This is a genomic window from Streptosporangium sp. NPDC023963 (assembly GCF_040639135.1).
In the GTDB taxonomy this organism is placed as follows: domain Bacteria; phylum Actinomycetota; class Actinomycetes; order Streptosporangiales; family Streptosporangiaceae; genus Streptosporangium.
In genome coordinates, this window is the sequence record NZ_JBEZZK010000012.1 from 176100 (window position 1) to 201577 (window position 25478).

At 70.8% G+C, this 25478-nt stretch carries 26 protein-coding genes and 2 pseudogenes; 17 read left to right on the forward strand and 11 right to left on the reverse strand.

The features are described from left to right. Positions 1–6: 6 nt before the first annotated feature. Entirely contained in the window at positions 7–915 is a 909-nt protein-coding gene (locus AB0F88_RS30445) for an alpha/beta hydrolase (protein WP_362691657.1), read from the reverse strand. 189 nt (positions 916–1104) lie between these two features. Between AB0F88_RS30445 and AB0F88_RS30450 the strand changes: the two genes are divergently transcribed. After that, positions 1105–2043, forward strand: a complete 939-nt coding sequence (locus AB0F88_RS30450) for an NADP-dependent oxidoreductase (RefSeq protein ID WP_362691660.1) — start codon at positions 1105–1107, stop codon at positions 2041–2043. Between the two features lie 49 nt (positions 2044–2092). Here the strand turns inward: AB0F88_RS30450 and AB0F88_RS30455 are convergent, their stop codons facing one another. Then, on the reverse strand, positions 2093–3055 hold the full coding sequence (locus AB0F88_RS30455; protein WP_362691663.1) for an ArsR family transcriptional regulator: 963 nt from the start codon (positions 3053–3055) through the stop codon (positions 2093–2095). A gap of 60 nt (positions 3056–3115) precedes the next feature. Between AB0F88_RS30455 and AB0F88_RS30460 the strand changes: the two genes are divergently transcribed. After that, positions 3116–4306, forward strand: coding sequence for an MFS transporter (locus AB0F88_RS30460; protein WP_362691666.1), 1191 nt, complete (start codon positions 3116–3118; stop codon positions 4304–4306). Between the two features lie 88 nt (positions 4307–4394). On the opposite strand, the gene AB0F88_RS30465 is transcribed toward AB0F88_RS30460, so the two are convergent. The 3 genes from AB0F88_RS30465 to cobF form a co-directional block, all read right to left on the reverse strand. Beyond that, positions 4395–5234, reverse strand: a complete 840-nt coding sequence (locus tag AB0F88_RS30465) for a pentapeptide repeat-containing protein (RefSeq protein WP_362691669.1) — start codon at positions 5232–5234, stop codon at positions 4395–4397. Positions 5235–5316: 82 nt separating this feature from the next. Next, complete coding sequence (locus tag AB0F88_RS30470; RefSeq protein WP_362691672.1) at positions 5317–6288, reverse strand: putative protein N(5)-glutamine methyltransferase; 972 nt, start codon at positions 6286–6288, stop codon at positions 5317–5319. Positions 6289–6598: 310 nt separating this feature from the next. Next, positions 6599–7384 carry a precorrin-6A synthase (deacetylating) gene (cobF, locus tag AB0F88_RS30475; protein WP_362691675.1) on the reverse strand — a complete coding sequence of 262 codons (786 nt, stop codon included), beginning with the start codon at positions 7382–7384 and terminating at the stop codon, positions 6599–6601. A 119-nt stretch (positions 7385–7503) separates the two neighbouring features. Here cobF and AB0F88_RS30480 point away from each other — a divergent pair, with 119 nt between their 5' ends. Together AB0F88_RS30480 and AB0F88_RS30485 are read left to right on the forward strand one after the other, a co-directional pair. Continuing rightward, a complete protein-coding gene (locus AB0F88_RS30480; protein ID WP_362691678.1) occupies positions 7504–7992 on the forward strand; it encodes an NUDIX domain-containing protein in 489 nt (162 codons plus the stop codon). Positions 7993–8149: 157 nt separating this feature from the next. Next, positions 8150–8500, forward strand: a complete 351-nt coding sequence (locus AB0F88_RS30485; RefSeq protein WP_362691681.1) for a PRC-barrel domain-containing protein — start codon at positions 8150–8152, stop codon at positions 8498–8500. Positions 8501–8652: 152 nt separating this feature from the next. Here AB0F88_RS30485 and AB0F88_RS30490 read toward each other — a convergent pair whose 3' ends face one another. Next, a complete protein-coding gene (locus AB0F88_RS30490) occupies positions 8653–9837 on the reverse strand; it encodes a globin domain-containing protein (protein ID WP_362691684.1) in 1185 nt (394 codons plus the stop codon). Positions 9838–10116: 279 nt separating this feature from the next. Here AB0F88_RS30490 and AB0F88_RS30495 point away from each other — a divergent pair, with 279 nt between their 5' ends. Continuing rightward, a complete protein-coding gene (locus tag AB0F88_RS30495; RefSeq protein ID WP_362691687.1) occupies positions 10117–10848 on the forward strand; it encodes a helix-turn-helix domain-containing protein in 732 nt (243 codons plus the stop codon). 110 nt (positions 10849–10958) lie between these two features. On the opposite strand, the gene AB0F88_RS30500 is transcribed toward AB0F88_RS30495, so the two are convergent. Next, the gene (locus AB0F88_RS30500; protein WP_362691690.1) at positions 10959–12521 is read right to left on the reverse strand and encodes an adenylyl cyclase; all 1563 of its coding nucleotides are present in this window, start codon (positions 12519–12521) and stop codon (positions 10959–10961) included. On the opposite strand from AB0F88_RS30500, the pseudogene AB0F88_RS30505 reads away from it, so the two are divergent. From AB0F88_RS30505 to AB0F88_RS30525, 5 genes and pseudogenes are all read left to right on the forward strand, one after another. Beyond that, positions 12487–12651, forward strand: a pseudogene (locus AB0F88_RS30505) (LamG-like jellyroll fold domain-containing protein); the annotation flags it as partial. The gene AB0F88_RS30500 and the pseudogene AB0F88_RS30505 overlap by 35 nt on opposite strands. Before the next feature lie 292 nt (positions 12652–12943). After that, positions 12944–13276: a DUF6461 domain-containing protein gene (locus AB0F88_RS30510; protein ID WP_362691934.1), complete on the forward strand. Its 333-nt coding sequence runs from the start codon at positions 12944–12946 to the stop codon at positions 13274–13276. Positions 13277–14098: 822 nt separating this feature from the next. After that, positions 14099–14239, forward strand: coding sequence for a hypothetical protein (locus AB0F88_RS30515; protein ID WP_362691693.1), 141 nt, complete (start codon positions 14099–14101; stop codon positions 14237–14239). Beyond that, positions 14236–14556, forward strand: a complete 321-nt coding sequence (locus tag AB0F88_RS30520; protein ID WP_362691696.1) for a hypothetical protein — start codon at positions 14236–14238, stop codon at positions 14554–14556. The genes AB0F88_RS30515 and AB0F88_RS30520 overlap by 4 nt, the downstream gene beginning before the upstream one ends. Positions 14557–14681: 125 nt before the next feature. Then, positions 14682–15029 (forward strand): hypothetical protein, encoded by a 348-nt coding sequence (locus tag AB0F88_RS30525; protein WP_362691699.1) that lies wholly within the window; start codon positions 14682–14684, stop codon positions 15027–15029. A gap of 148 nt (positions 15030–15177) precedes the next feature. On the opposite strand, the gene AB0F88_RS30530 is transcribed toward AB0F88_RS30525, so the two are convergent. After that, complete coding sequence (locus tag AB0F88_RS30530) at positions 15178–16080, reverse strand: NADP-dependent oxidoreductase (protein ID WP_362691702.1); 903 nt, start codon at positions 16078–16080, stop codon at positions 15178–15180. Positions 16081–16183: 103 nt separating this feature from the next. Between AB0F88_RS30530 and AB0F88_RS30535 the strand changes: the two genes are divergently transcribed. Both AB0F88_RS30535 and AB0F88_RS30540 read left to right on the forward strand, forming a co-directional pair. After that, complete coding sequence (locus AB0F88_RS30535) at positions 16184–16582, forward strand: helix-turn-helix domain-containing protein (protein ID WP_362691705.1); 399 nt, start codon at positions 16184–16186, stop codon at positions 16580–16582. A gap of 361 nt (positions 16583–16943) precedes the next feature. After that, positions 16944–18187, forward strand: a pseudogene (locus AB0F88_RS30540) (IS256 family transposase). 136 nt (positions 18188–18323) lie between these two features. On the opposite strand, the gene AB0F88_RS30545 reads toward AB0F88_RS30540, so the two are convergent. Then, positions 18324–18527: a hypothetical protein gene (locus AB0F88_RS30545; protein ID WP_362691708.1), complete on the reverse strand. Its 204-nt coding sequence runs from the start codon at positions 18525–18527 to the stop codon at positions 18324–18326. 358 nt (positions 18528–18885) lie between these two features. Then, positions 18886–19863 (reverse strand): YafY family protein, encoded by a 978-nt coding sequence (locus AB0F88_RS30550; protein WP_362691711.1) that lies wholly within the window; start codon positions 19861–19863, stop codon positions 18886–18888. A 62-nt stretch (positions 19864–19925) separates the two neighbouring features. Here AB0F88_RS30550 and AB0F88_RS30555 point away from each other — a divergent pair, with 62 nt between their 5' ends. The 3 genes from AB0F88_RS30555 to AB0F88_RS30565 all read left to right on the forward strand — a co-directional run bounded on the left by AB0F88_RS30555 (position 19926) and on the right by AB0F88_RS30565 (position 22427). After that, entirely contained in the window at positions 19926–20768 is an 843-nt protein-coding gene (locus AB0F88_RS30555) for an NmrA family NAD(P)-binding protein (RefSeq protein ID WP_362691714.1), read from the forward strand. A 569-nt stretch (positions 20769–21337) separates the two neighbouring features. Beyond that, the gene (locus AB0F88_RS30560) at positions 21338–21622 is read left to right on the forward strand and encodes an ATP-binding protein (RefSeq protein ID WP_362691937.1); all 285 of its coding nucleotides are present in this window, start codon (positions 21338–21340) and stop codon (positions 21620–21622) included. A 73-nt stretch (positions 21623–21695) separates the two neighbouring features. Continuing rightward, a complete protein-coding gene (locus AB0F88_RS30565) occupies positions 21696–22427 on the forward strand; it encodes a response regulator transcription factor (RefSeq protein ID WP_362691717.1) in 732 nt (243 codons plus the stop codon). A gap of 123 nt (positions 22428–22550) precedes the next feature. On the opposite strand, the gene AB0F88_RS30570 is transcribed toward AB0F88_RS30565, so the two are convergent. Next, entirely contained in the window at positions 22551–22763 is a 213-nt protein-coding gene (locus tag AB0F88_RS30570; RefSeq protein WP_362691720.1) for a hypothetical protein, read from the reverse strand. A 413-nt stretch (positions 22764–23176) separates the two neighbouring features. Between AB0F88_RS30570 and AB0F88_RS30575 the strand changes: the two genes are divergently transcribed. Then, positions 23177–24286: a helix-turn-helix transcriptional regulator gene (locus AB0F88_RS30575; protein WP_362691723.1), complete on the forward strand. Its 1110-nt coding sequence runs from the start codon at positions 23177–23179 to the stop codon at positions 24284–24286. Continuing rightward, positions 24276–25463 (forward strand): hypothetical protein, encoded by a 1188-nt coding sequence (locus AB0F88_RS30580; RefSeq protein WP_362691726.1) that lies wholly within the window; start codon positions 24276–24278, stop codon positions 25461–25463. The genes AB0F88_RS30575 and AB0F88_RS30580 overlap by 11 nt, the downstream gene beginning before the upstream one ends. Positions 25464–25478 lie beyond the last annotated feature (15 nt).

The following is a 25478-nucleotide window of genomic DNA, read 5'->3' on the forward strand; positions in this document are numbered from 1 at the left end:
CGATCGCTACCGCGCCGTCGTGACCGGGCTCCCGGAGAGGAACGAGCCGAGCAGTTCCGCCGTCATCTCGGGAGCCTCCTCGGGGACGTAGTGCCCGCCGGGCACCGCCTGGCCGCGCACGTCGTCCGCGTAACGCCGCCAGACGTCCAGGACGTCGTAGCTGCGCCCGACGAAACCGCGTTCGCCCCACAGGGCCAGCACGGGGCAGGTCACGCGCCTGCCCGCCTCGGCGTCGGCGTCGTCGTGGCGCAGGTCGACGCTCGCGGCGGCCCGGTAGTCCTCGCAGGAGGCGTGGACGGCCGCCGGGTCGGAGAAGCAGCGGACGTACTCGTCCTCGGCCGCAGGGTCGAACGAGGTCCCGCCGTGCTGGACCTTCATGTGGGCGCGGACCCAGTGGCCGGGGTCGGCGCCGATCATGCGCTCGGGGACGCCGTCGCCCGCGGCGAGGAAGAACCAGTGGTAGTAACCGAGCGCGAACGCGGCGTCGGCGTGCCGGAACGCGTGGCGGGTGGGCACGATGTCCAGCACGGCCAGCCTGGTCACCGCCTCGGGCTCGTCCAGGGCCAGGCGGTGGCCGACCCGCGCCCCGCGGTCGTGGCCCGCCACCGCGAAGCGGCCGAAGCCGAGTGAGCGCATGACCAGCAGCTGGTCGTGCGCCATCACCCGCTTGGAGTAGGGGCCGTGGTCCGGCGCGGAGGGGGGTTTGTCGCTGTCCCCGTACCCCCGCAGGTCGGTGAGGACCACGGTGTGCTCGCGGGCGAGCACGGGCGCCACCCGATGCCAGATGAGATGCGTCTGCGGGTAGCCGTGCAGCAGCAGGACCGGGGGGCCCTCACCCGAGACGTACGTGTTGACGCGCACGCCGTCGGCGTCGATCACGTGGTGGGCGAACGAGGCGGGCAGAGGGATGCTCACGGTGGTGTCTCCGATGGGCGCGACGGGTCTGCGGGATCGGCCGGTCGCCTCGCGGCTCCGGTCGGTCCCTGTCTGCATACCCGGATCCGGCCCGGGACCCGGGCCGTTGAAAGGAGCCGTCCGATGCTGTAGAACGGCCCACGGTGCCGCGCTGTCCGCGGGCCGGCGCGCGCTTCGAAAGGCCAGGGGATGAAGGCGATCGTTTACCGGCGCTACGGCGGGCCGGAGGTCCTGGAGACGGCGGACGTTCCCGAGCCGAAACTCGGCCCGGAGTCCGTTCTCGTCGACGTGCGGGCGGTGTCGGTCAACCCCGTCGACTGGCAGACGGCCGCCGGGCATCTGGACAGCCGTTTCGACGTCCACTTCCCCGTCATCCCCGGCTGGGACGTCGCCGGGGTGGTCGTGGAGACCGGCCCGACGGTCACCGGCTTCGCGGCGGGGGACGAGGTGATCGGGTACGTGCGCGAGGACTCCATCGGGAGGGGAACCTACGCCGAGCGGGTGGCCGCGCCGGTGCGCACCATCGCCCGCAAGCCGGCCGGCCTGAGCTGGGAGCAGGCGGCCACCGTCCCGATCGCCGGCCTCACCGCCTACCAGTCGCTCGTCCACGCGCTGCGGGTGGGAGCCGGTGACACCGTGCTGGTCCAGGCCGCGGCGGGCGGCGTCGGATCGTTCGCCGTGCGGATCGCCGCCGCCCTCGGAGCGCGCGTCATCGGCACCGCCTCGGCCCGCAACCACGACCACCTGCGAAGCCTCGGCGCCGAGCCCGTCGCCTACGGCCCCGGCCTCGAAGAGCGGGTGCGCTCGCTCGCGCCGGCCGGAGTCACCGCGATCATGGACATGTACGGCGGCGAGGAGCTGGTGTCCTCCCTCGGCCTGCTGCGCGGGGACGCGCGGGGGCGGGTCGTCTCGCTGGCCAACGACGGCGTGCTGGAGCACGGCGGCACCTTCGTGTTCGCCCGGCCGAGCGCCGAGGACCTCGACGAGCTGCGACGGATGATCGAGAACGGCCTGGCCGTCCCCGAGGTCACCACCGTCCTGGACCTGTCCGAGGCGGCCGAGGCGTTCCGGCTGAGCCAGACCGGTCACGTGCGAGGAAAGATCGTCCTCAGGGTCTCGGCGGGCTGACCGGGCGCCTCGCCGGGCCGCGGCGCGCGCCTCCCGCACCGCGCCGCGTTCACGCGTTCCACTCCGTCAGGGCGTCGCCCATCGGGGTGCGCGTGTAGAGCACCGACCGCCCGCTCCTGCCGCGCGAGACCAGCCCCGACCGCCTGAGCACCGCGAGGTGGTCGCCGACGCCGCCGAGCGTCATGCCCAGCCTGGCGACGAGCTGGCTGGTGCTCGCGGGCGCCGCCAGCTCCAGCAGCACCGCGGCCCTGCCCCCGCCGAGCAGCGCGGCCAGGCTCTCCGGCGCGGGCACCCGGCTCTCCCACAGCGCGGCCACCCCCCGCGCGGGGTAGGTGAGCCCGAAGGCGCGCGGCGGGTCGAGGTAGACGATCCTCCCGCCGAACGCGTTGGGCATCAGGACCAGGCCGACACCGCCCAGCCGGTGCGAGGCGCCGGTCACCCGGCCGAGCAGGATCCGCTCGCCCTCCAGCGACATGTGCACGTCCAGCCCGTCGAACACCTCGGCCCAGCCGTACACCGCCAGCCGCCCCGCCCGCTGCACGATGTCACGCTCCAGCAGCGCGCGCATCCTCGGCCAGTCGGGCTCGATCAGCTCGCTCCACGCGGCGGTCAGGCTCCGGGCCACCCGCTCGGCGACGTCGGGCACGTCCAGCGCCGCGGCCGTCGGCCGGCCCCGGTAGCTCAGCTCCAGGTCGGCGCGGGCCTTGCCGTACGGCGTGCGCCGCACGGCCAGCGCCTCCTCGGAGAAGGTGGTATCCACGCGCGGCGGCGGAACGCAGAAGAAGTCGGGCACGTAGTCGGTGACCGTCAGCAGGTCGGCCAGGGCCCGCAGGACGGGGTCGGCGGCGACCAGCGCCTCGTAGCGGTCGCGCACCCCGGCCGTCCACCGCGACATCCCCGGCGGGAGCCGGGCCCCGGCGAGCAGCGGCAGGGCGGTGACCACCTGTGCCATCGGCGACATCACGAAACGGGTGCGCGCCAGGTCCTCGGGGGTGCACTCCAGATAGGACAACGTTTCGCCTCCTGACGAAACAATAGCCCGCCGTGCCGGCCGGCCCGCATGCTCCGGTGGGTGAACACCTATCGGGAGATCTTCGCCGTCGGACCGTTCAGGACGCTGTTCGCCGCGCAGGCCGCGAGCGTCATGGGCAGGACCATGGAGAGCCTGGCGCTGTCCACGCTGGTGTACGCCCACACCGGCTCGCCGTTCCTGGCCGCGCTGGCCTACCTCGCGGGTTTCCTGCCGCAGGCCGTCGGAGCGCTGACGCTCGGCGGGCTGGCCGACCGGCTGCCGCCCCGGGCGCTGCTGGTCTCCTGGGATCTGGCCAGGGCGGCCGCGGTCGCGACGCTCGCCCTCGGGGTGCTGCCGGTGTGGGGAATGATCGCGCTGGTCATGGCGTGCGGGCTGTTCGACGCCGTCGCGGGCGGCGCGCGCCAGGCGCTGCTCGCCGACCTGCTGCCGGGCAACGGCTACGTGCTGGGCCGCTCGGCGCTGAACATCGCGGTCGGCGCCACGCAGATCGCCGGATTCGCCCTCGGCGGGACGCTGCTGGCCTGGGCCGGGCCGTACGCGGCGCTGTGGTCGGGCGCGGCGCTCGGCGCGCTGGTGGCGCTCACGCAGTGGCTGGGGTTGCGGGCCGGGCCGCCGAGGGCGCCGGGGCGGCCGGCCTGGCGGCAGGTCTGGGCGGTGAACGGGGAGCTGCTGGGCGACCGGCGGATCCGCGGGCTGCTGCTCGCGCAGTGGGTGCCGAACGGCCTGATCGTCGGGGCGGAGGCGCTCTACGTGCCGTACGCGGGCGGCTCGGCGGGGGCGGCGGGGACACTGTTCATAGCGGCGGCCGGCGGCATGCTCGCAGGGGATCTCCTGGTCGCCCGGTGGACCACGCCCGAGCAGCGGGTCCGGCTGGCGGTGCCGCTGTTCACGCTGATGGCGGTGCCGTACCTCTTCTTCGCGCTGTCGCCGGGCGCGTGGGCCGCGACGGTGCTGGTGGCGGTGGCCTCCTTCGGCTTCGCCGGGCATCTGGGCACGCAGGAGCGCTACGTGGCGGCGGTGCCCGAGCGCGTCAGGGGGCAGGCGCTCGGGCTGGCGGGCAGCGGCACGATGGCCGGACAGGCGCTGGCGGCCTCGGGGACGGGGACGCTGGCCGAGTTCGTGCCGGTCTCCGCGGCGATGGCGCTGGCGGGGGCGGCGTCACTGGTGGCGACCGCGTGCCTGTACACCGCGCTGACCCGGCGTACGGAGCCGGCTCCCGTACGGAGCTGACCCGCTGCCATGGGGAAGCGGGCGGCCGAGCGGGCCGGGCGGGAGAGTGACGGCGGTTTCCGGTGAGCCGGGCGGGTGCGTGCGGGGACTACCAGTGAGCCGGTCGGGTGAGCGACGGCGGCAGCGTGGTCCTGGCGTCACCCTTCGCCGCGTCCAGCTGGGACTGGATCAGGAAGATGCTCCCGGTCAGGTCGGCGCCCGAGAGGTCGGCGCCCCTGAGATCGGCCCCGATGAGGTCGGCCGTCCTCAGGTCGGCGCCCCTGAGGTCGGCCCCGATGAGATAGGCCCCCCTCAGGTTGGCGCCCCTGAGGTCGGCGCCTCTCAGCTTGGCCCCGATGAGGTCGGCGCCCCTGCGGTCCTTCTTCCCGCGCCCGGCTCCGGCGCGCACGAGCTCGCTCGTGCGCAGCAGCAGGGCGTTGACCTCCCGCCGGTGTGCCGCCACGTCCAGCCGTACGAGAGCGTCGGGGGTGTCGCGGGTGAGGCGTTCGGTCCTCTCCAGGGCGAGGCCGAGCTCACCGTGGACGGGGAGGGCCTGCGGCAGCGTCAGCGCCTCGGTCAGGTACCAGAGCAGCTCGTGGAGATCCCGCATGATCGGGAACACCTCGAACATCTGCTTCGCGGTCCGCGGCGCCCGCCGCCAGTCCTGCCCGCCGAAGGTGACCTGGGAGACCTTCTGCCCGGCGCCGAAGCAGTCGTAGACGGTGCAGCCCCGGAAGCCCTTGTCCCTGAGACGCGTGTGAATGCCGCAGCGGAAGTCCGTCCGCAGGTTGGGACAGGCCTGCCCGGCCTTCTTGTCGATCGCGAAGTCCGACGAGGCCGAGAAGGCGGGCACGACACAGCACAGCGCGAAGCAGCTCTCGCAGTCGGCGCGCAGATCGGCGCGATCTCCCCCGGGGGAGGCGGCTGCGTGTTCGCGTCTCTCGGACAATGCGCGGGACCTCCTGTACCGGGCGGCCATGCTGTTCACAGCCATCAGAAACGGCTGTGAACAGCGATTTCACCAGTGAACCCTACCCGAATCCGCCCATCTCCCGATCGCGGGCCGGACCGGGCCGCGGACGGGGGGCGGGCATGGTCCCGACGACGACGGTGGCGTCCAGCTCGCCGGACTCGACCACCCGCGGGATCAACCCGTTGCGGGCGAAGGCCTCCGCGGTCTGGGGCGCCTGGCGCTCGCTCGTCTCGATCAGCAGGTGGCCGCCCGGCGCCAGCCACAGTGCCGCCGCCGCGGTCACCCGCCGCTGGATCTCGAGCCCGTCCGCGCCGCCGTCGAGCGCCACCCGAGGCTCGTGCACGCGGGCCTCCGGAGGCAGCAGCCCGATCGCCCTGGTGGGCACGTAGGGCGCGTTGGCGGTCAGGATGTCGACGCGGCCCCGCAGCGTGGCGGGCAGCGGCTCGTAGAGGTCGCCCTCGTACACCAGGCCGTCGGCGGCTGCGAGGTTGCGCCGGGCACAGCGCACCGCGGCGGGGTCGATGTCGACGGAGTGCGACTCCACCCGGCCCAGGGCCGCGACCAGCGCGGCGCCCACCGCGCCGGAACCGCAGCACAGATCGACGATGACCCGTGGCCGGTCGGGGGCCTGACCGGCGGGGACGGCGAGCTCCTCGGAGCCGGGAGGGCCGGGAGGGCCGGGGGGAGCGGAGGGGGCGGCGGCCGGGTGGGAGCGGCCGGCGGGCCGGTCGACGGGCACCGCGGTCCGGCGGGCGAGGGCGACGGCCTGATGGACGAGGAACTCGGTACGGCGGCGGGGAACGAAGACCCCGGTGTCCACCGCCACCCGCAGCCCGCAGAACTCCGCCCAGCCGAGAACGTGTTCGAGGGGCAGGCCGGCGACCCGCCGGTCCAGCATGGCGGCGAGGTCGGAGGGCGTCCGCGCCGTGGAGATGATCAACCGTGCCTCGTCCTCGGCGAAGACACAGCCTGCGGCCCGCAGCCTGGTGACGATGGCGGGTTGGGAGAGAGATGACGGTGAAGCCGACATTGGAGCCTTTCGGGATGCCGTTGGGGCTCCCTCGGCCACCTAGGTCGGAAGGACCACGCGGCCGTGAGACGGGAGCACCCGACCTGACACAGCGGTAATGGGTCTCACCTCCTCGATCACGTCCATTGCTGGAGGGCAACACTACCCGAGCCGATCCCCGGTGCGAACACGTTCACGGCGAGCCGGAAGCTGCGAGCCGGAAGCGCGGTGTGCCACCGCTCCGGGGGGCACCCGTGAGAGCGGTGGCCTCCCGCGGTGGCACACCGCGGTGCCCGGTCCCGTGAGAACCTGGGACGCCGGGGTCTCCGGCTCAGGAGGGAGACCCGGGGCGCTCCGCAGGGGGAACCCGCCTCAGCAGGTAGGTGTCCATGATCCAGCCCTTGCGTTCCCGGGCCTCGGCGCGGACGTCGCGGATCCGGTCGGCGACCTCCGCGACCGGCCCGGCCACCAGGATCTCGTCGGGGGTGCCGAGGTAGGCGCCCCAGTAGATCTCGAAGCCGGCGGTGTCGGGCAGGGAGGTGAAGGCGTGGCGGGCGTCGAGCATGACGACGATGTCGTCGGACTCGCCGGGCCCCTCCTCGGACAGGCGGCGGCCCGTGGTGATGTGCAGGGGCCGCGCGACCTGGGTCAGGCTGGTGCGGTGCCGGGCGGCCAGCGCGGACACGCTGCTGATGCCGGGCACGACGTCGTACTCGAACCGGACCGTGCCCCGATCGAGGACCTCCTCGACGATGGCCAGCGTGCTGTCGTAGAGGGAGGGATCGCCCCAGACGAGGAACGCGCCGGTCTCGTCGTCGCCGAGCTCGTCGCGGACGAGCCGCTCGTAGATGTCGGCCCGGCGCGATCGCCAGTCCTCCACCGCGCCCGCGTACGCGGGGGTGGTCCGGTCCCGGTCGGGGTCGCGGGCCTCGACCAGCCGGTACGGGGCGCGGGCGTGCGCGTCGACGAGGTCCTGCCGGAGCTGGACGAGGTCGTGCTTGGCCTCCCCCTTGTCGAGGATGAAGAACACGTCGGCCGCGGCGATGGCCTTGACCGCCTGAAGGGTGAGGTGGTCGGGGTTTCCCGCGCCGATGCCGATGATGAGGATTCGCTTCACGCGGGAAAGTCTGCCCCCTGAGCCGAGGGGACGCCGCGCCGGGCCGGGCCTTGACCCGATTCCCGGCAGGAGCGGTGAAAACATGAGGTAGGGCCTCGTCCTGGTCTAGTCTCGCGATCGTGACGATCAGGAACTCGCACTGCTCCTTCTGCGGCGAAGCCTTCGCCCCCGACCGGCCCTGGCCGCGCACCTGCTCCGGCTGCGGGAACACCTCCTACCTCAACCCGCTGCCGGTCGCGGTGATGGTGCTGCCGGTGGACGACCGCCTGCTGGTGGTCCGTCGTGACGTCGAACCGCACCGGGGCGGGCTCGCCCTGCCCGGCGGCTTCGTCGACATGGGCGAGTCCTGGCAGCAGGCGGCCGTGCGGGAGCTTCGCGAGGAGACGGGCGTCGTCGTCGACGCGGACGGCGTGCGGCTCCTCGACGTGCTCAGCGCTCCCGACGGCACCGTGCTGGTCTTCGCCCTGGGGCCGCGGACCGCGGAGGCGGACCTCCCGCCGGTCGTGCCGACGGCCGAGACGACGGAGTGGCTGCTGATCGACGGGCCGCGAGAGCTGGCGTTCCCGCTGCACACCCGGATCGTGGCGGAGTACTTCGTCGGGAAATGATTACGGTGAGTGCCGGCGGCCGTAATCTGCGCTCCGACCTCGGCGGGAGGCGCGACATGACCTCCCCGGTACGGCTCCCTGTCCCCCGCGGTCCGTTTAGCGCGGGGGCGACGGGTAGGAGGCAGGTGTCCTACCTTCGCTGACGAGGAGAAACGCCATGACGGAGAACGTGTGGAGTTACCGCCCCGAGGCCTACAGCGGCGAGCAGACGCTGGACCTCGTGGGATTCGACGTGGAGGCCACCGACGGCAAGATCGGTTCGGTGGACGAGGAGAGCAACACGGTGGGTGACAGCTATATCGTCGTCGACACCGGTTTCTGGATTTTCGGGAAGAAGGTCGTGCTGCCGGCCGGCACCGTGCACCAGATCGATCCGCAGGAGCGCAAGATCTACGTCTCGCGCACCAAGCAGGAGATCAAGGACGCGCCGGAGTTCGACGAGGCGACCTACAAGGAGCCCGACTACCGCGACAAGCTGGGCGGCTACTACGGCCCCGGCGCGCGGTAACCGTTGATCCTCGATGAGCCCCTCCCCGCCCGGGGAGGGGCTCGTCTGTCATATCCGCCCTGTCTCGTACGCCCTCCGCGGCGGCGGGGGAGGAGCGGCCGGCACGTGCGCCCCGCAGTCCTGCGCCCCTGGCCCGGAGCGGAGACCTCGGATCAGTTCTGGCCGAGCCAGAGGTCGGGCCCGAACACCTCGTAGTGGATGTCGGAGGCGGGCACCCCGCGCCGGAGCAGCTCGGTGCGCACGCCGCGCATGAACGGCAGCGGCCCGCACAGGTAGGCGACCAGGGGGTCGGGAAGGTCGATCCCGGTCAGGTCGACCTGGCCGACGTTCGGCGCCGGCCGGCAGGAGCAGTCGCCCACCTCCTCGTACCACCGATGCAGGGTGGCGCCGGGCAGGGCGGCGACCAGTTGCCCGAGCTCCTCCCGGTGGGCGTGGTCGGCGGGGCTGCGGTCGGCGTGGACGACGGTGACCTGGCGGGTGGAGCCGTTCGCCGCGAGGTGCTCGACCATCGACAAGATGGGGGTGGCGCCGATTCCCGCCGAGGCCAGCAGCAGCGGGGGGCCGTCGGCGGGCAGGGTGAGGTCGCCGAACGGCGCCGAGACCGTCAGCACGTCCCCGGCCCGGACGTTGGCGTGCAGCCAGTTGGACACCTCCCCCTCGGGGGTGTCGCCGCCGCGTACCCGCTTGACGGTGATCCGCCAGTCGTCCCGCTCGGGGGCGCACGACAGGCTGTACTGCCGGATCTGCCGCGCGCCGTCGGGCAGGGTGACCGCGACGCTGACGTACTGGCCGGGCTTGAAGGACAGGGGGATCCGCGGCCGCAGGGTGAAGGAGACCGAGTCCGGGGTCTCGCTCCGCCGTTCGAGCACCGTGGCCGGCAGCCAGCCCTGCGCCGCGGAGTCGTGGTAGAGAACCGCCTCCAGGGCGATGAGCGCGTTGGCCATCAGCCAGTAGACCTCGTCCCAGGCCGCCACCACCTCGGGGGTGGCGGCGTCGCCGAGCACCTCGGCGATGGCGGCGAAGAGGTACTTGTGGACCACCACGTACTGCTCGGGGGCGATGCCGAGCGAGGCGTGCTTGTTGGCGATCCTGGAGAGCATCGCGTCCGGCCGGTCGTCGGGGCGCTGCACCAGGACGGTGGCGAAGGCGGCGATCGACCCGGCGAGGGCGCTCTGCTGCTCGCCGTTGGCCTGGTTGCCGCGATTGAACAGTTCGCGCAGCAGCTCGGGGTGGTCGGTGAACATCATCTTGTAGAAGCGCGCGGAGATGTCCTGGATGGCGCCCCCGACCGCCGGCAGGGTGGCACGGACGATCACGGCCGAATCTGGGGAAAGCACAGGTCCTCCAACTACTAGATGATCTTTAAGCCGGATGTGAGTGGGTACGCCCAACTCCTGGTCAGACGCGGTTTCCCTCCCGTCGTCTCTATTTATACAAGCACATTTTGTGTAAACTCAACTCGAGGGGATGTGAGATAGGGCTCCCTCGCGCGGACCCGCTGGGCCGGGTGTTCGTGCGGGAGTGCCCGGCCGGCCGCGTCTACGATGGCGGCCGGAGTCTTCGCGTCCACCCGGACGAGCGCGTCGCGGCACTGCCGCAGGGGAGGTGAGCCGGCCATGGCCGAGCCAGGAGGGCCGCGCGGGACCGATGACGTCACGGGCGGTGCCGCGTCCGCGCGGGCCGCCGAGCGGCCCGCGCCGCCGACCGGCCGCCGGCGGCTCATCCTGACGATGCTCCGCGAGTCCGAGACGCCGCTGGGCGTGGTCGAGATCGCCGAGCGGCTCGACGTCCATCCCAACACGGTGCGGTTCCATCTCGACGCCCTGGCCGACGCCGGCCGGATCGAGCGGGTTCACGCGGCACCGGCCGGTCCCGGCCGGCCGCCGCTGGTGTTCCGGGCGCGGCCGGGGATGGATCTCGCCGGGCCGCGCAACTACCGCGTGCTGGCCGAGATCCTGGCGGGCAGCCTGGCCGCCGGCCCGGAACCCGCCGCCAGGGCGACCGAGGCCGGACGGGCGTGGGGGGCCGCCCTGGCGGCCGGCCGGCCGGCTCCGGCGGCCGATCCCACGCGGGAGGAGGCGGTGCGCGAGCTGGTGAACCTGCTCGACGACATCGGGTTCGCCCCCGAGGAGCGATCGGCGGGTGGCGGCGAGCAGATCGGGTTGCGGCACTGCCCGTTCCTCGAGCTCGTCAAGACCCAAGGCAAGGTCGTCTGCCCGCTGCACCTCGGGCTCATGCAGGGGACGATGACGGCACTCGGCTCCCCGGTGACCGTGGACCGGCTCGAGCCGTTCGCCGAGCCCGACCTGTGCCTCGCGCATCTCACGGCGATCCGTGATGAAAAGTGAAAAACCATTACGTTAAGTGATCGGCCGGGGCTCCGAGGCCTTCTCCCCGCGGGACCGGACACCGCGTTCCGAGACCTCGAAGCGGTCCCGGAACGCGGCGGGAGATCCGGTCAGGGGTAGTTGACCAGGTTGGCCTCGTTGGTGCCGGAGTTGGACGGGCCGCCCGTGGTGTTGATGATGTTGCGGATCGTGCCGACGCCGCCGAGTGAGACCGTCACCATGTTGTGGAAACGGACGCCCGGCGTGTTCGGCACCTCGAACGCGCGGGCCGCCACGACGCCCGGGTTGACGTTGAAGTAGCAGTAGCTGCCCAGGCCCCACGCCTCGTGCGTGGTGACCGAGTCGGCCACCTTGTACGCGGCGTAACCCTGCGTGCTCCCGTTCATCCAGGCGGCCTGGTTGGGCGGGTCGTAGGGCATCTCGTTCTGGTAGAAGTACGTCCGGCCGCCGTTGCCGTTCCAGACGGTCTGGTGCTGCTGGTAGTGCTCGACGAACAGGCCGTACATCGTGACGTCGTCACCGTTGACGGTCAGCCCGTTGGCGGCGGTGTTGACGTTCCACCCGACGCCGTAGCTGTGGTCACCCCGCCAGATCCACAGGTGGTCGCCGATCACGTTGTCGCTGTTGACGACCAGGCTCTGGGTGGCCCTGCCGACGGCCGCGCCGCCGACCCGGAAGTACACGTCGTGCAGCGACGTCGGGTTGGCGGCGTGGCTCGCCGACGATCCCGCGGGGCCGACCTGCATCAGCATGGACGAGTTGGTGGGACCCGCGTCGATCAGCAGCCCGGCCACCTTGACGCCGTCCACGTCGGCGACGGTCATCGCGGTCACGCCGTTGTCGGGGATCAGCGTGGCCAGGCCCAGACCGAGCACGACGGTGTTGGCCCGGGTCACCCTGATCGTGTCGTCGAGGTGGTAGACGGCGGGGGTGAACAGCAGGTTCAGCCCCTGCGCGAGCGCGGCGTTGATGTCCGCCGCGGTGTGGCCGGGCTTGACGACGAAGAACTGGCTGATCGGGATCGAGGTGCCCGCCGGGTTGCCGCCGGCCCACGTCGTGCCGACGGAGTTGGTCCGCAGCGCCGGCACGAACACCTGGTAGGCGCCGGCCTGGTCGACGTACAGGAACGGCTTCTCCCGCACGATCGGCGTGGTCGCCACCCTGGTGTACGGCGGGTCGGGGAAGTTGCCCGCGGGCGGGTTGTCGACACCCACGAACACCATGTTCCAGTTGGAGCCGGTCCAGCTGCTCCACTCGGCGTTGCGCGACAGCCACTGCTGCTGCGAGCCCGACCTCACCTGGCCGTCGATCTTCGAGTCGGCGATGAAACCGCCGCTCGACCAGCCGCCGTCGTCTAGCTGCAGGTTGCCGCGCAGGTGCATCCGCCGGTACGAGGAGGCCTGCGAGACCGCCCAGCGGTCGGTGCCCGACGGCGGGTTGACCGACAGGTTCTCGGCGCCGCGCCAGAAGTTGTGGGTGGCGTTGCCCTGGAACCAGTCGGCCTCGACGTGCACGCCGCCGTTGATGGTGACGCTGTCGGGGGACAGGCCGAGACCGGCGATCTGCGTGTAGAAGCCGATGTTGGCGTCCACCGAGTACGAGCCCGGCTTGAACAGCAGGGCGAAGCGGTTGCCGCCGATGCAGGTCAGCACCTGGAGCCACGTGGCGCTCACCTACGACGGCGCCGTCCTGCGCTTGTTCGTCAACGGTCAGCAAGCAGCCCAGGGCGCGCTCACCGGCAGCCTCTACAATGACGGCAGCCCGCTGCGGATCGGCGGCAACGCGGCCTGGCGTGAGTTCTTCAACGGTCTGATCGACGAGGTACGCGTCTACAACCGCGCCCAGAGCGCGACCGAGATCCAGACCGACATGAACACCCCCGTTGGCTCCCCCACCCCCACGCCGACCCCCACCCCCACGCCGACCCCCACCCCCACGCCGACTCCAGCACCAGCTTGGTCAGCTGGCCCAGCAGCCCGTTCTCGCCCACCAACTCCAAGCCCTCGGCGCGGGCCTGGTCGACCAGCCGGCCGACCAGCTCTCGATCCGACGTCTCGTCCTTCCGCGTCACCGCGGCTTCCTCCAGGTCCGTTTTCTGCGATCCATCACCGAAGGCGGCCGACAGGTCCTCGGCCTCCGCCTGGACATCAATGGCGATGCCTTCTTCGATTACGCCCGCGACGGGCACATGATCGTCTCCTTCGACCCGACCTGGCCACCGGAGCGGTCCGGCGACGACCCGCACGCGCTCGATCACCTGATGGACGGGCTGCGCTTCCAGACCAGCGACGACGACGTCCTCGACGATCCCGTGGAGGCGCCAGAGAGCATCAGCTCGGCTCTGACGTTGATCGGACGTGTCACGGAAACCGACCTCGCCACCGACTGGTTCCTGGCGCGGCACTCGCGCATCCGACCCACCTCCTGACGGCTCGCGTCCAGGCCCAGAGCGCACCGCCCGCCAAGCCATCGGCGCGGTGATTCTGTGCGTCCTGGGAAGTGCTCGTCGTTGTCTGTTGGGCGAGCAGGGTCTTGGCGCCGACTGGAAGGAAAACTGCGCCCAGGAAAGCCCGTACGCTGGCGGCGTTGCCCGGCGCCGAGGAGGTGTCGTCCCGCTCGCGCGAGTCGCCGGCCGAGGTCGTGGCCACGGTGGGCGTCCTCGACCTCGACGGCGATCTCCCAGCGGCCCGCCACCCCTCGCCCGAGCAGCACGATGCCTCCGTCGCTCTGCCACACCCGCACTCCGTCACGGTGCTAGAGAGCACGGTGTATCCGCGGGTGGTCGAGGTCGGTGATTTCCGTGAGCGGCAAGGGGGCGCGCAGGGGGGCGCACCCCTTGATTTCGCGTCGTCCCAGGTCAATCAGGGCGCTGGGAGGGCCGGATCGGATGAGGTAACCGGTCTGGAACCCGCTCGTTTTGGGCGGGGCGCTGCGCTGGGCCCGACGATGGCTGTCGGCCGGCTTTCCCAGGAGCAGGGCGGTGGTTGTCGCGGCCCGAAGTATGGCGGTCGGCTCCGCGGCCCTCAAGGCCACGGGTCCTCGCCGCGCTCGCCCCGTGGTCTTGACCGCCGCAATCGCCGACCGCCTTCCGGGCCACCACGACGACCACGCGGCCCGGAACGAGGAAATGAATCTACGTCGTAAAGGCGAGGGGGTGGAACAGTCCCCTGCGCTTCACAACGGGGAGAAAAGCGGGCAAGGGGGCCGGGAAGGACCTGACGCGGTTCTCGGAGCGGCGTAGCGTCGAGGTATGGCCGAGGAGCAACGGGACCCGCCGATCTGCGGTACCTGCCTGGGCGCGGGCGGCGAATGGATCGACCGCAACGGCGGTAGCAAGAAGCAGAGCGTCTGGGTGGCGTGTACCGCGTGCGCCGGGACGGGGCGGCGATGAGCGACCCGATCACCTGCCCCGAATGCGAGGGCGAGGGCGGCCAGCGGCTGGGCCGTCTGCGGATCGCCTGCCGGTTCTGCCACGGCCGGGGCTGGGTCGGCGCCGAGCACGAGCCCGCCGAACCTTCCCCACCGCCCGCCGAGCCGCCCCCGGCGTGGGAGCACCGCATCTGGTCCGACTCCGCGACCGCCGCCGTCCTGGGATGCCGCTACTGCCTGGGATCGAAGACGGTGGCGCACCTGGATGCGAGCACCCGCACGCTGGTGATGGCACCCTGCCGATGCCAGGCGTCCGGGGACCTGTCGGCGAGCGCGTAGAACACTGCGGGGCCCATGGGTAGAGACCGCTTGTGGAGGAGCCCGTCCCCGACTGCGGCGCGGTGCAGCTGCTGACCCGCGCGGAGCGGTGAGCGTTTCATGCGGTGCGCGGCGGATGCTTGATCGTGCTTGACCGAGTTCACTGCCAGTTGGAGGCCGGCCACGATGGCGCCCACCTCGACCCGATCGAGTGGGCGGCCGGGCCCGCCTACCCTGACGGATGGGAGGGATTCGTGCCGGGCCTCGAACTTCAGGACCACAACTGCATCGCTGACGCCCTATGCGGCACCGCTGGGCTGCTCAACGGCCTCTCCGCAAGGATCGAGGACGAGGTGCTTGAGTTCCTGCCCGCCGGCCACCCCGTCCGCGCCGCCCTGGCCGCCGAGACCAGGCGCATGCTCGATCAGGTGCTGACCCTGGTCGACCTTGTCGACCCCGCCGAGACCGCCGCCGAACAGGAAGAGTCCTCGTGAACGAAGACGGGGCCGACCACACCGCCGGCCTCCGTCCGGACGGGCCTGCGCAACCCCAGCCTGGTGCCCTGTCGTATTGGACTGTGTCGTAATTCAGGTGCTCGGGCGGCCCGCGAGCATGATCGCGAGGGCCTGGTGTCGCTGCGGGTCAAGGGACGATCACCACGCCGCCGCGCACGCCACTTTGGGCCAGCCGGTCGTGGGCGGCCGCCGCGTCAGCGAAGGGATACACGCCAGCAACCCGGAGCGGGATGTCGCCACTGGTGACGAGTTTGACCAGTTCGCCCAGCCGGGACCCGTCGGGTCGCACCTCCAGCGCGAATGTCCGGATTCCCCGCACCGGTTCCGGGCGAAGCGGGGGTGACGCGGCCACGTAGCCGCCGCCGTCGCGGATGACGTCCAGCAGCGAGGGGCCGATCACCGCCAGGTCGATGACCGCGTCGAACGTCCCCATCGGATCACCGGAGCGCGGCAGGAAAGCCGCGCCCAGCGCCTCGACGAACTCACGGTCGTCGGCTCCGGCGAGTCCCGTGGCGTGCAGGCCGCTCGCCCGGGCCAGCGCCAGGACGAACCCGCCGACCTGTCCGGCGGCGCCGGTGACGAGCACGGTCGAACCCGCCGGGAGCGCCAGCAGGTTGAGAGCCTGGGCGGCGGCGAGGCCGTTGGTCGGCAGAGTCGCCGCCTCGGTAGCGGGGACGCCGGTGGGTGCGGAGGTCAGCCAGGCAGCATCGAGCACCACGTACTCCGCGTGGGCACCGACCGTGGTTTGCAGCCATGGCGAGAAGCCGATGACCTCGTCGTCGATCGCGAACTCCTCGGCCGATGGGCCGACAGCGTCGACGGTGCCGGCCACGTCCCAGCCGGGCGTGTACGGCAAACCGGTCGGCAGCGGGGCCGGGAACCGGCCGGAGCGGACCATCAGGTCGACCGGGTGCACAACGGACGCGGCGACCCGCACCCGCACCTGCCCCGGCCCGGGCTCGGGCACCGGCACGTCGGCCACGTGCAGGACCTCCGGCCCTCCGAACTGTGAATAGCTGACTGCGCGCATCGCCGTCTCCTTCGTGGGATCTCGTAATCACACGACCGTACGAATCAAAGGAACTGTGAGAAAGTAGGTACCGTGAAGTGCCTAGGGCACCGCAGGGGGGAAGATGGCGACGACGACCGCGGCACAACGCCGTGAACAGGCCAAACGCGACTACGACGCGTTCTTGGAAGGCTGTCCGACCCGTGAGCTGCTGAGCAGACTCACCGACAAGTGGGTCGCGCTGGTGATCCCGGCGCTCGCCAGCGGCCCGCAGCGGCACGGCGAGCTCGCCCACCGCATCGCCGGCGTCAGCCAGAAGATGCTCACCCAGACCCTGCGGACGCTGGAGCGCGACGGACTGGTCACCCGTACGGTCACCGCCTCGGTACCGGTCCGCGTCGACTACGCGCTCACCCCGCTCGGCCATGAACTGTTCCCGGTCATGATCGCGATCAAGGGCTGGGCGGAGACGCACATGGACCGCGTCTTCGAAGCTCGCGCCCAATTCGACGCACGCCCCTGAAACACAGGACGCCGACTATCTGGGGGTCCGGTAGGAATGGAACGGTGAGCCCGGGTTGGTGTCACATCCGTTGACGCTCAAAGTATGGTCGCCGGTTATGAAGGCGTCGTCAGCACGTCAGGTGCTACTTCCGGAATCACTCGATTCCGGAAGTAGATCAGCCTGTAAGTGCCGGCGGTAAACGGCTGGGATCTCCGGCGCTATTTGGCCAAACGTAATCTCTTGACGGCAAGAGGACGGGGTTGCGTCCACGGAGGTGGTGTACGGGTTTTCCCAGGTAGTGGGCGTGGCGCCGTGAAATGAGGACGGCCGTCGCGTGATCCTTCAGGTTGCTAAACCAAGATCGAAGGAGCACAGAGCGATGGCCGTACCCGACAGTGTGGACCCCCGCGAGCTGGCTGGCGGAGCAGATCAGGCAGGGCGATCCGGATCTGTTGCGATCCATGGTGAAGACCATGGCCGAGACGCCTGTGTCGGCCTAGGCCGACGGGGTGTGCGGTGCCGAGTACGGCATGCGCAGCGACGAGCGCACCAACCGGTGTAACGGCCACCGCAGTCGCGAGTGGCACACCCCCGCCGGCACCGTCGAACTCGCGATTCCCAAGCTGCGCTCGGGTTCGTACTTCCCCGAGTGGCTGCTGGAGCGCCGGCGCCGGGCCGAGCAAGCGCTGATCAGCGTGGTGGCCACCTCCTACCTGCCGGGGGTTTCCACCCGGCGGGTGGACAAGCTGGTGGAGCAGCTGGGCATCAAGCACATCTGGAAAGAGCCAGGTCAGCGAGATGGCCCAGATCCTGGATGCTCAAGTTGAGGCTTTTCGCAGTCGCGCGTTGGATGCGGGGCCGTATGCGTTCGTGTGGCTGGACGCGTTGACGCAGAAGGTCCGCGAAGGCGGGCGGATCATCAACGTGCACGTGCTGGTGGCCACTGCGGTCAGCGCCAACGGCAACCGGGAGATCTTGGGGTTGGAGGTCACCTCGGCCGAGGACGGCGCCGGCTGGCCGGCGTTCCTGCGCGGCCTGGTGACGCGCGGGCTGAGCGGGGTGCAGCTGGTCATCTCCGATGCCCATGGCGGGCTGGTGGCGGCGATCGGTGCGACGTTGCCGGGCGCGTCCTGGCAGCGTTGTCGCACCCACTACCTGCGCAACTTGCTGACCACGGTGCCCAAATCGGCGCAGCCGTGGGTGGCGACCTTGGTGCGCACCGTTTTCGACCGGCCAACCGCCGAGCAGGTGCGCGCCCAGCACGCCTGGGTGATCGACGCGCTGGAGGCCAAGTATCCAGCCGCGTGTGAGCATCTGGACGCCGCCCGCGAGGAGCTCCTGGCCTTCGCAGCCTTCCCGCGGGAGGTCTGGCGGCAGATCTGGTCGAACAATCCTCAAGAGCGGTTGAACAAGGAGATCCGCCGCCGCACCGACGTGGTGGGGATCTTCCCCGACCGGCCCTCGATCGTCCGTCTCGTTGGTGCGGTTTTGGCCGAGCAAAGTGATGAGTGGACCAAGGCCCGCCGCTGCATGGGACTGGACGTCCTGGCCAAGACCCGGATGCGCGTCATCGTCGGCGACACACCGCAGCAGAACCCGATCCCGCAGACACTTACCGCTTGACCTGCAGAAACAGGATCACGCGAAGGTCAACTCATACACCACTTCGCTGGACGTGACCTTCCGTCCAATCGCCCCCTCGATTGTGGGCCGTACACGTTCGCGTGACGAAACCCCGGCCCCTCAGTCGTCCGTTCATTCAACCAACCTGCGGAGCGGCCACGCCCGGCCAGATAGCTCCGACTAATCTCGGCCATTTACTGCCGGAACTCACATCCACGCATTTGCCGCCGTTGCGGCTGATCACGGTGGTGAGCCCGGTGGGCGGGGCGGCCTGCGCCGTGCCGGGCGGCACGACCAGGAACGCCGCGACCACGGCGAGCGCCATGAGGATGCGCCTCATCCGGTCCTCCTGGAATCCTGCCGGGACGCGGGTGAGGTACGGGCTTGTCGGACCGGTGTCCCGGCGGAACCGGTGGTGTCCAGGGCCGGCGCGGCGACCGCGCCCGGAGGCGGCGGTGGGGGGTGCTGCGGGGTCACGGTGGCTCTTCTCTGTGGTGTTCTCTTCCTGTGCCGCGATTCCCGTGCCGCGATGCGTGCGCTCCTGGCGCCGGACACCGCCGGCCCGTGCGGCGAGGTTGACGGGCCCGGGATCCGTTCTCTCGGCTCGAAGGAGCGTCCCGGTAACTTCAGCTCTTAAATTAAATCGGATCAAACACGGGGGCGGGAGGCTTGTCAATAGGAAAGTTTACAAACAGTAGTTATGCGGGAGACCCGGACGGGTGCCGCCACGCGGCCCGGTGCAGGCGGGCGGTCAGCGTCCGCAGGTGCTCGACCAGCTCGGGGGGCTCGTGGACCTCGAACTCGAAGCCGAACGCGGCCACCCAGACCGCGAGGTGGTCGAGGCTGTCGGAGCCGATGCGCAGGAGGCAGGTGTCGTCGTCCACGGGTTCCACCACGCCGATGGTGGGGGGGACCTCCTCGGCCACCGCCTCGGCCGGGCCGTGCATGGTGAGCACGGCCCGGTAGCGGTGGCGGTCCGTGGTCATGCCCAGGGCGAAGTACCCGGCCAGGTCGTCGGAGGGAAGCGGCCGGGGGATGAAGCGGGGGCCGGAGGGGACGCGCGGGGACAGCCTGTCCGCGCGGAACCTGCGCCAGTCCGACCTCTCGGTGTCCCAGGCGAAGAGGTACCAGCGCCGCCCGCCGCTGACCAGGCGGTAGGGCTCCACGTCCCGCACGCTCTCCGAGCCGTCGTGGGAGACGTAGTCGAACCGCAGCCGCCGGTGGTCGCGCACCGCCGAGGCGATCGCGGTCAGCGTCGAGGGATCGACGGTGGGGCCCGGCATCGGCATGGCCACCATGGCCGAGCTCAGCGTGCCGACCTGGTACCGCAGCCGCGGGGGCAGCACCTGGTCCAGCTTGGCCAGCGCCCGTACGGAGGTCTCGGCGATGCCGGTGACCGCGCCCGCGGTCGCCGTCCGCAGCCCGACCGCCACCGCGACCGCCTCCTCGTCGTCGAGCAGCAGCGGGGGCAGCGAGGCACCCGCGGCCAGCTGGTAGCCGCCGCCGACGCCGCCGGTCGCGTTGATCGGATACCCCAGGACCCGCAGCTTGTCGACGTCGCGGCGCACGGTCCGCGGGCTCACCTCCAGCCGCCCGGCCAGCTCCGCGCCCGACCAGTCCCGACGGGCCTGCAACAGCGCCAGCAGGCGGAGCAACCGAGCCGAAGTTTCCAACATAAGATGATTTTTCCAGCTATCGCGGACAGGAGTTGACCGCGAATGCTCCTAACGTCTGCGCCATGACCACAGAAAATCCGATGACCGTTCTCGTGACCGGCGCCACCGGCACCGTCGGCCGCCCCCTCGTCGAGCAGCTGCTCGCCGCCGGACACCGGGTCCGCGCCCTCACCCGGAACCCGGCCACGGCGAACCTCCCCGCGGGCGCCGAGGTGGTGGCGGGCAACCTGGCCGACACCGCGACCCTGCCCGGGGCCTTCTCCGGTGTCGGCGCCGCGCACCTGATCGGCTTCAGCGGGGAGGACTTCGCACCGCTGACCAACGGCGCGGAGATCGTGGACCTGGCGAGGAAGGCCGGCGTGCGCAAGGTGACGGTGCTCAAGGGGGACGTGACGAAGAGCCCGCTGGAGGAGGCCGTCGAGGTCGGCGGCCTGGAGTGGACCCACCTGGCGCCGGTGGAGTTCATGTCCAACGCCCTGGAGTGGGCGGAGTCCGTGCGGGACGAGGGCGTCGTCCGCGAGGCGTTCGCCGGCGCCAGGAGCGCCATGATCCACGAGGCGGACATCGCCGCGGTCGCCGCGACCGCGCTGACCGCCGACGGCCACGCGGGCCAGGAGTACTGGCTGACCGGGCCGCAGGCGCTGACCCCGCCGGAGAAGGTACGCGTGATCGGCGAGGTCCTCGGCCGTGAGGTGCGCTACATCGAGCTCACCAGGGACGAGATCGTCGCGGAGTGGCGCCGGACCGGCTACTCCGACGAGGACGTCGAGTTCTTCCTGGCCATGCGGACCGACCCGCCCGAGGCGGGCTACACCGTGCTCCCCACCGTGGAGAAGGTCACCGGGAAACCGGCCAGGACCTTCGCCGAGTGGGTACAGGAGAACGCCGCCGCCTTCGGCGCCTGACGGCGGCACCGGGCCCGCCCGCCGGCGTCCGCGCCGTGCGCGCCCTCGCGCCGGCGGGCACTCTTGAACGGCCGATCGTGAGCAGTGGAAGGACACCGTGGAAACCGGGCTCTGGAGCGTCGAACGGGACAGGGTCGACAGGGTGTCGACAGGGCCACGGCGACGCTGGTGGTCCGGCTCTTCGAACCCCTGCCGGGGCAGGAGGAGGCCGCCGTGACCGATCCGTCGCAAGTACCCGGTGCCCGCCCTGATCTGGACGAACGCCATCACCTACATGCTCGTCTTCAAGCTGGACGCCACCACGCAGCCCGCCGCCTGGATGCTGGCCTCCTACTCGGTCGCCGTCCGGTCGAGACGCGCGGCCGTCCTCACCGGCGCCGGCACCTGGCTGCTGGCCCAGGGGATCGTCCTCCATCAGGACGACATGACCCCGCTCCAGCTGGTCGTGGTCCCGCTGATCGTCACGCTGCCGCCGTGCGTGCTGGCCGACGCCGTCCGCCAGAGCCGCACTGGCGATCCACGGCACCCCGCGTCCGCTGGCCGCCGGCGCCGACCTGGCCGCCTACCGGATCGTCCAGGAGGCCCTGACCAACGCCGTGAAGCACGCCGCCGCCAGATCGGCGACCATCGACGTCACCCACGAGGCCGACGGCGTCCGCCTGCGGATGTCCAACCTGGGCCCGGTCGCCGCGTACGGCGAGGGCCAGGGCATCCCCGGCATGAAGGAACGAGCCCGCCTCTACGGCGGCACGGTGAGTGCCGAGCCCACATCCCCGGACGGCTGGCAGGTGGAAGCCTGGCTCCCCTACGGTTGCGAGGAGACGACCCTCACCCTGGCCGAGGCGCATCAATGATCCGCGTCATGCTCGCCGACGACCAGGCCCTCCCCGGTGATCCCTCTCGGCCCTCCTGAACACGGAACCGGGCATGCGGGTCGTGGGCGCCGCGGAGAACGGCGCCGAGGCGGTGGACCTGGCCGCGGCCCTCCGCCCCGACGTGGTGCTGATGGACGTGCGCATGCCGGGAACGAACGGCATAGACGCCACCCGGAAGATCACCGAGGATCCGTCGATCCGCGTCATCATCCTGACCTCGTTCGACCTGGACGAGTACGTCTTCGCCGGCCTCCGCGCGGGCGCCGGCGGCTTCCTGCTGAAGGACTCACCCCCGGAAGACCTCCTGACGGCGATCCGCGTGGTCGCGGCCGGCGATGCCCTGCTGACCCCGGCGGCCACCCGCCGCCTGATCGAACGCTTCACCGCCACACCCGCGTCCCCCGCCGACCGCCTCCTCGAGTCCGCCCCGTCCCGCAAGGTCCTCGCCACCCTCACCGACCGGGAACGAGACGTCCTGGCCCGAGTGGCCCGAGGCATGTCCAACGCCGAGATAGCCGCCGACCTGGTCCTGGCCACCAGCACGATCAAAACCCACCTGACCAACCTGCTCGCCAAAACAGAGTTCCGAGACCGCGCCCAACTGGTCATCTTCGCCTACGAGTCAGGCCTGACCACCGCGTCCCAGACGTGTTGCCCCGAGGCTCGCGGCGAACGGGTCGCGGGCTCTGCGCCTGTTCCGTCCCCGGCCGTGGCCTCGGGAGTCCCGGGCCATGACGAGGTACGTCCCGATCGTGCGGGAAGCCGTGCGCCGAAGCGCGCGTGACGAAGTGGAAGGACCGCGGGCCGTGGGGCTCGGAACCTGTGGGCCGGGCCGGTGGGGCCTCCCGGCGCTTCGGCCCGCCGGATTCCGGTGCGGCCGCGAGCGAACCACCGCGCGTTCGCCACCTCAGGACATCTTGAGGGCGGCCAGGTAGGCCATGACCAGGACGGTCAGGATCACGAGCAGCACGCCCGTGCCGCTGATCACGACAAGGACGTGCGTCCGCCGGGCCGTCCAGCGGATCGCCGCGAACACCAGCGTGATCGTGGTCGCGAGGATGAGAAGTGTCAGATTCCCGCTGTCGGCGGAACTCGGCGTTATCGCAATGAGATGTGTCATCGGGGTTCCCTGGTGTGAAGCCTTGCTCGGTCAGATGCCTTACGTGCGGACACCTCCGCTGCTGAATCGACGATCGGGCTCGTCGAGGGGTGTTCGCGGTCATTCCCGCCGGTGTGCCATCGGCCACCGCGTCGGAGGCCGTCTCGGCCGCCCGGCATGGGCCACCTCCTTCAGATCTGCTTCAGTTAACTTCAGCTAATTAACGGAAATTGTCCTTGTACGGTTAATTCCCCCACTGAAGTTCTCAATGCTGCCCCGATGGCCATAGGAAGCTGACTAGAATGACGTCTTCTTGCACATGCGTCTTCGCATGTCGGACCGCTTTGTAATGTCTCAGCTGCGGATTCTTCATCGACCCCGCACCCGGATTGGTGTTTAGTGGGGTGACTGAAGTTCAGATGAATGAGGCTGAGATGAAGGGTGACCACTCCGCGTCGACCGCGCTGGCGCGCCGGCTGCGCGAACTTCGTGACAACCGGTGGCCTGACACGCGGATCACGCAGGCCCAGCTACGCGAGGCCCTCGGAGTCAGCGCCCCGCTGATCTCGTCGTGGGAGTCCGTTCACACCCCCAGGATCCCGCCCCTGGCCAGGATCGAGGGATACGCGGCTTTCTTCGCGACCAGGCGGTCGGTCGCGGACGGAACGGCCCGCGTGCTGCCGCTGTCCGAGCTGACCGCGGAGGAGCGTGACCGGCGTGCCAAGCTGCTGGAGGAGCTGACACGCCTGCGCAACGAGGCGCTGCGATCGCAGATCGCCGTCACGCTCAGCGGGGAGAGGGCCGCGCAGGTCGACGCCTTTCGCGAGGGCCCCTGGCATTTCGCGGACGGCCGGCCGATCACGATCATCTGCTCGCAGGTCCCCGAAACGGACCGGGCCAGGATCCCGTACGCGAATCCCGCCAGTGCCGACTACATCGAGCTCTACAAATACTCGGATCTGGACTCGTTGTTCGAACTGCACGGCCATCTCCGGGCCGCGAACCCCCAGAGCCTGGTGACCGTCCGGGTGACCGAGGAGCTGAAGTCGGACGACCTCACCACCCATCTGGTGCTGCTGGGCGGTGTGGACTGGAACAGGGTGACCGCGTCCATGCTCGCGAGAATCAAACTGCCGGTCCGGCAGGTGCCCGACTGGGCCGGCGAGAAAGGGCCCTACTTCGAGGTCGACGAGGGCGGCGACACGCGCAGGCACCACCCCCTCACCCGCAAGTCGGACGAGGGCCTGCAACTGCTGGAGGACGTCGCGTTCTTCTATCGCGGGGTGAATCCCGACAACGTCCGGCGCACGCTGACCATCTGCAACGGGATGTACGCCCGAGGCGTGTACGGAGCCGTCCGGGCACTGACCGACGAACGGTTCCGCGACAGGAACGCCATGTTCCTGCGGACGCGTTTCGGCGACGCGAAGTCGTACAGCATCCTCACCCGGGTCAGGATCCAGGGCCAGGTCGTCGTCACACCGGACTGGACCCTCGACACGGTCAGGCTGCACGAGTGGACGAAACCCGCCGATGAGGACTGAGACGAAGCGGGTCACGACGGAGCATCATCACGGCTCCCACCGGCACCTGGCCGACATCCTCGAGGTGGGGCCCTCCTCCGGGGCGCTCGGCACGGTCGACGCCATCGTGGTCCCCACGATCCGGCATCCCCGCTGGCTGAGACACGCGACCCGCCTGGCGGTCGCGCTGGGCTGCCCCCTGGTCTCCCTGCACAGCCGCAGGTGGAGCAGCGCGAGGCTCGCGGCCACCGCCATGCCGATCAACGTGGAGTTCCTCGCCGTCGACGTCGACGACGTGGGCCGGCTGAACCTGCCCGACCTCATGACGACGGCCCTGCTCCGGGACACGCCGTTCGACCGGCCGACCGATCTCAGCGCGAAGCGGAACGCGGGGCTTCTCCTCGCCCGCCTGATGGGCTGGGAACGCATCGTCTTCCTGGACGACGACATCGAGGTCGGGGGGCACGAGGAGGTCGCGCGGGCCGCCGCGCTGCTGGACACCTACGACGTGGTGGGCATGCACATCGGCGGCTATCCCGACAACTCGGTGGTGTGTCACGCGTACAGGGAGACCAAAGGGCGCCAGGACTCGTTCGTGGGGGGCGGCGCTCTCGCGGTCGAGACGACCCGTCTCCCCTCCTTCTTTCCGAACATCTACAACGAGGACTGGTTCTACCTGCTGGGGGAGACGTCGCTGCGCCGGCTCGCGGTGACGGGAATGGTGAAGCAGCGGCCGTACGACCCCTTCGACCGGCCTGCCCGGGCCCGGGACCAGGAACTCGGGGACGTGCTCGCCGAGGGCATCTACTGGCTCCTCGACGAGCGGACGGGTACGGGCTGGCGAGGCGCGACCGACGTCCGGCACTGGAGCCGCTTCCTGCTCGCGAGGAAGGAGTTCCTCGAGAACGTGCTGCGGCGGGTCAGGCGCCTCCCCGAGGGTTCGAAGCCGGACCGCAGGGCCATGGAGGCCTCGTTGCTGGCCGCTCTCGGCCGCCTCAGCCGGATCGAGGCCGGGTTCTGCGTCGCCTACGTCAAGGCCTGGGCCGAAGACCGCCGGCGATGGGCGGACCACCTGCACCGGTTTCCCGTACTCGGGTCCGACGTCGCGGGCGCCATGAAGTGGTTGGTCAAAGACGGCCGGAATCCGCTGCCCTGGAAATGCCGGATGGAAATGGCTCTTGATTTACCAGACGTTTAGCCGGGAATGTGTTGT

Coding starts and splice junctions, on each gene's coding strand:
- AB0F88_RS30450 (WP_362691660.1), top strand. CDS start 1,105: ATGAAGGCGATCGTTTACCGGCGCTACGGCGGGCCGGAGGTCCTGGAG.
- AB0F88_RS30470 (WP_362691672.1), bottom strand. CDS start 6,288: ATGTCGGCTTCACCGTCATCTCTCTCCCAACCCGCCATCGTCACCAGG.
- AB0F88_RS30485 (WP_362691681.1), top strand. CDS start 8,150: ATGACGGAGAACGTGTGGAGTTACCGCCCCGAGGCCTACAGCGGCGAG.
- AB0F88_RS30495 (WP_362691687.1), top strand. CDS start 10,117: ATGGCCGAGCCAGGAGGGCCGCGCGGGACCGATGACGTCACGGGCGGT.
- AB0F88_RS30515 (WP_362691693.1), top strand. CDS start 14,099: ATGGCCGAGGAGCAACGGGACCCGCCGATCTGCGGTACCTGCCTGGGC.
- AB0F88_RS30520 (WP_362691696.1), top strand. CDS start 14,236: ATGAGCGACCCGATCACCTGCCCCGAATGCGAGGGCGAGGGCGGCCAG.
- AB0F88_RS30530 (WP_362691702.1), bottom strand. CDS start 16,080: ATGCGCGCAGTCAGCTATTCACAGTTCGGAGGGCCGGAGGTCCTGCAC.
- AB0F88_RS30535 (WP_362691705.1), top strand. CDS start 16,184: ATGGCGACGACGACCGCGGCACAACGCCGTGAACAGGCCAAACGCGAC.
- AB0F88_RS30545 (WP_362691708.1), bottom strand. CDS start 18,527: ATGAGGCGCATCCTCATGGCGCTCGCCGTGGTCGCGGCGTTCCTGGTC.
- AB0F88_RS30550 (WP_362691711.1), bottom strand. CDS start 19,863: ATGTTGGAAACTTCGGCTCGGTTGCTCCGCCTGCTGGCGCTGTTGCAG.
- AB0F88_RS30555 (WP_362691714.1), top strand. CDS start 19,926: ATGACCACAGAAAATCCGATGACCGTTCTCGTGACCGGCGCCACCGGC.
- AB0F88_RS30565 (WP_362691717.1), top strand. CDS start 21,696: ATGCGGGTCGTGGGCGCCGCGGAGAACGGCGCCGAGGCGGTGGACCTG.
- AB0F88_RS30570 (WP_362691720.1), bottom strand. CDS start 22,763: ATGACACATCTCATTGCGATAACGCCGAGTTCCGCCGACAGCGGGAAT.
- AB0F88_RS30575 (WP_362691723.1), top strand. CDS start 23,177: ATGAAGGGTGACCACTCCGCGTCGACCGCGCTGGCGCGCCGGCTGCGC.
- AB0F88_RS30580 (WP_362691726.1), top strand. CDS start 24,276: ATGAGGACTGAGACGAAGCGGGTCACGACGGAGCATCATCACGGCTCC.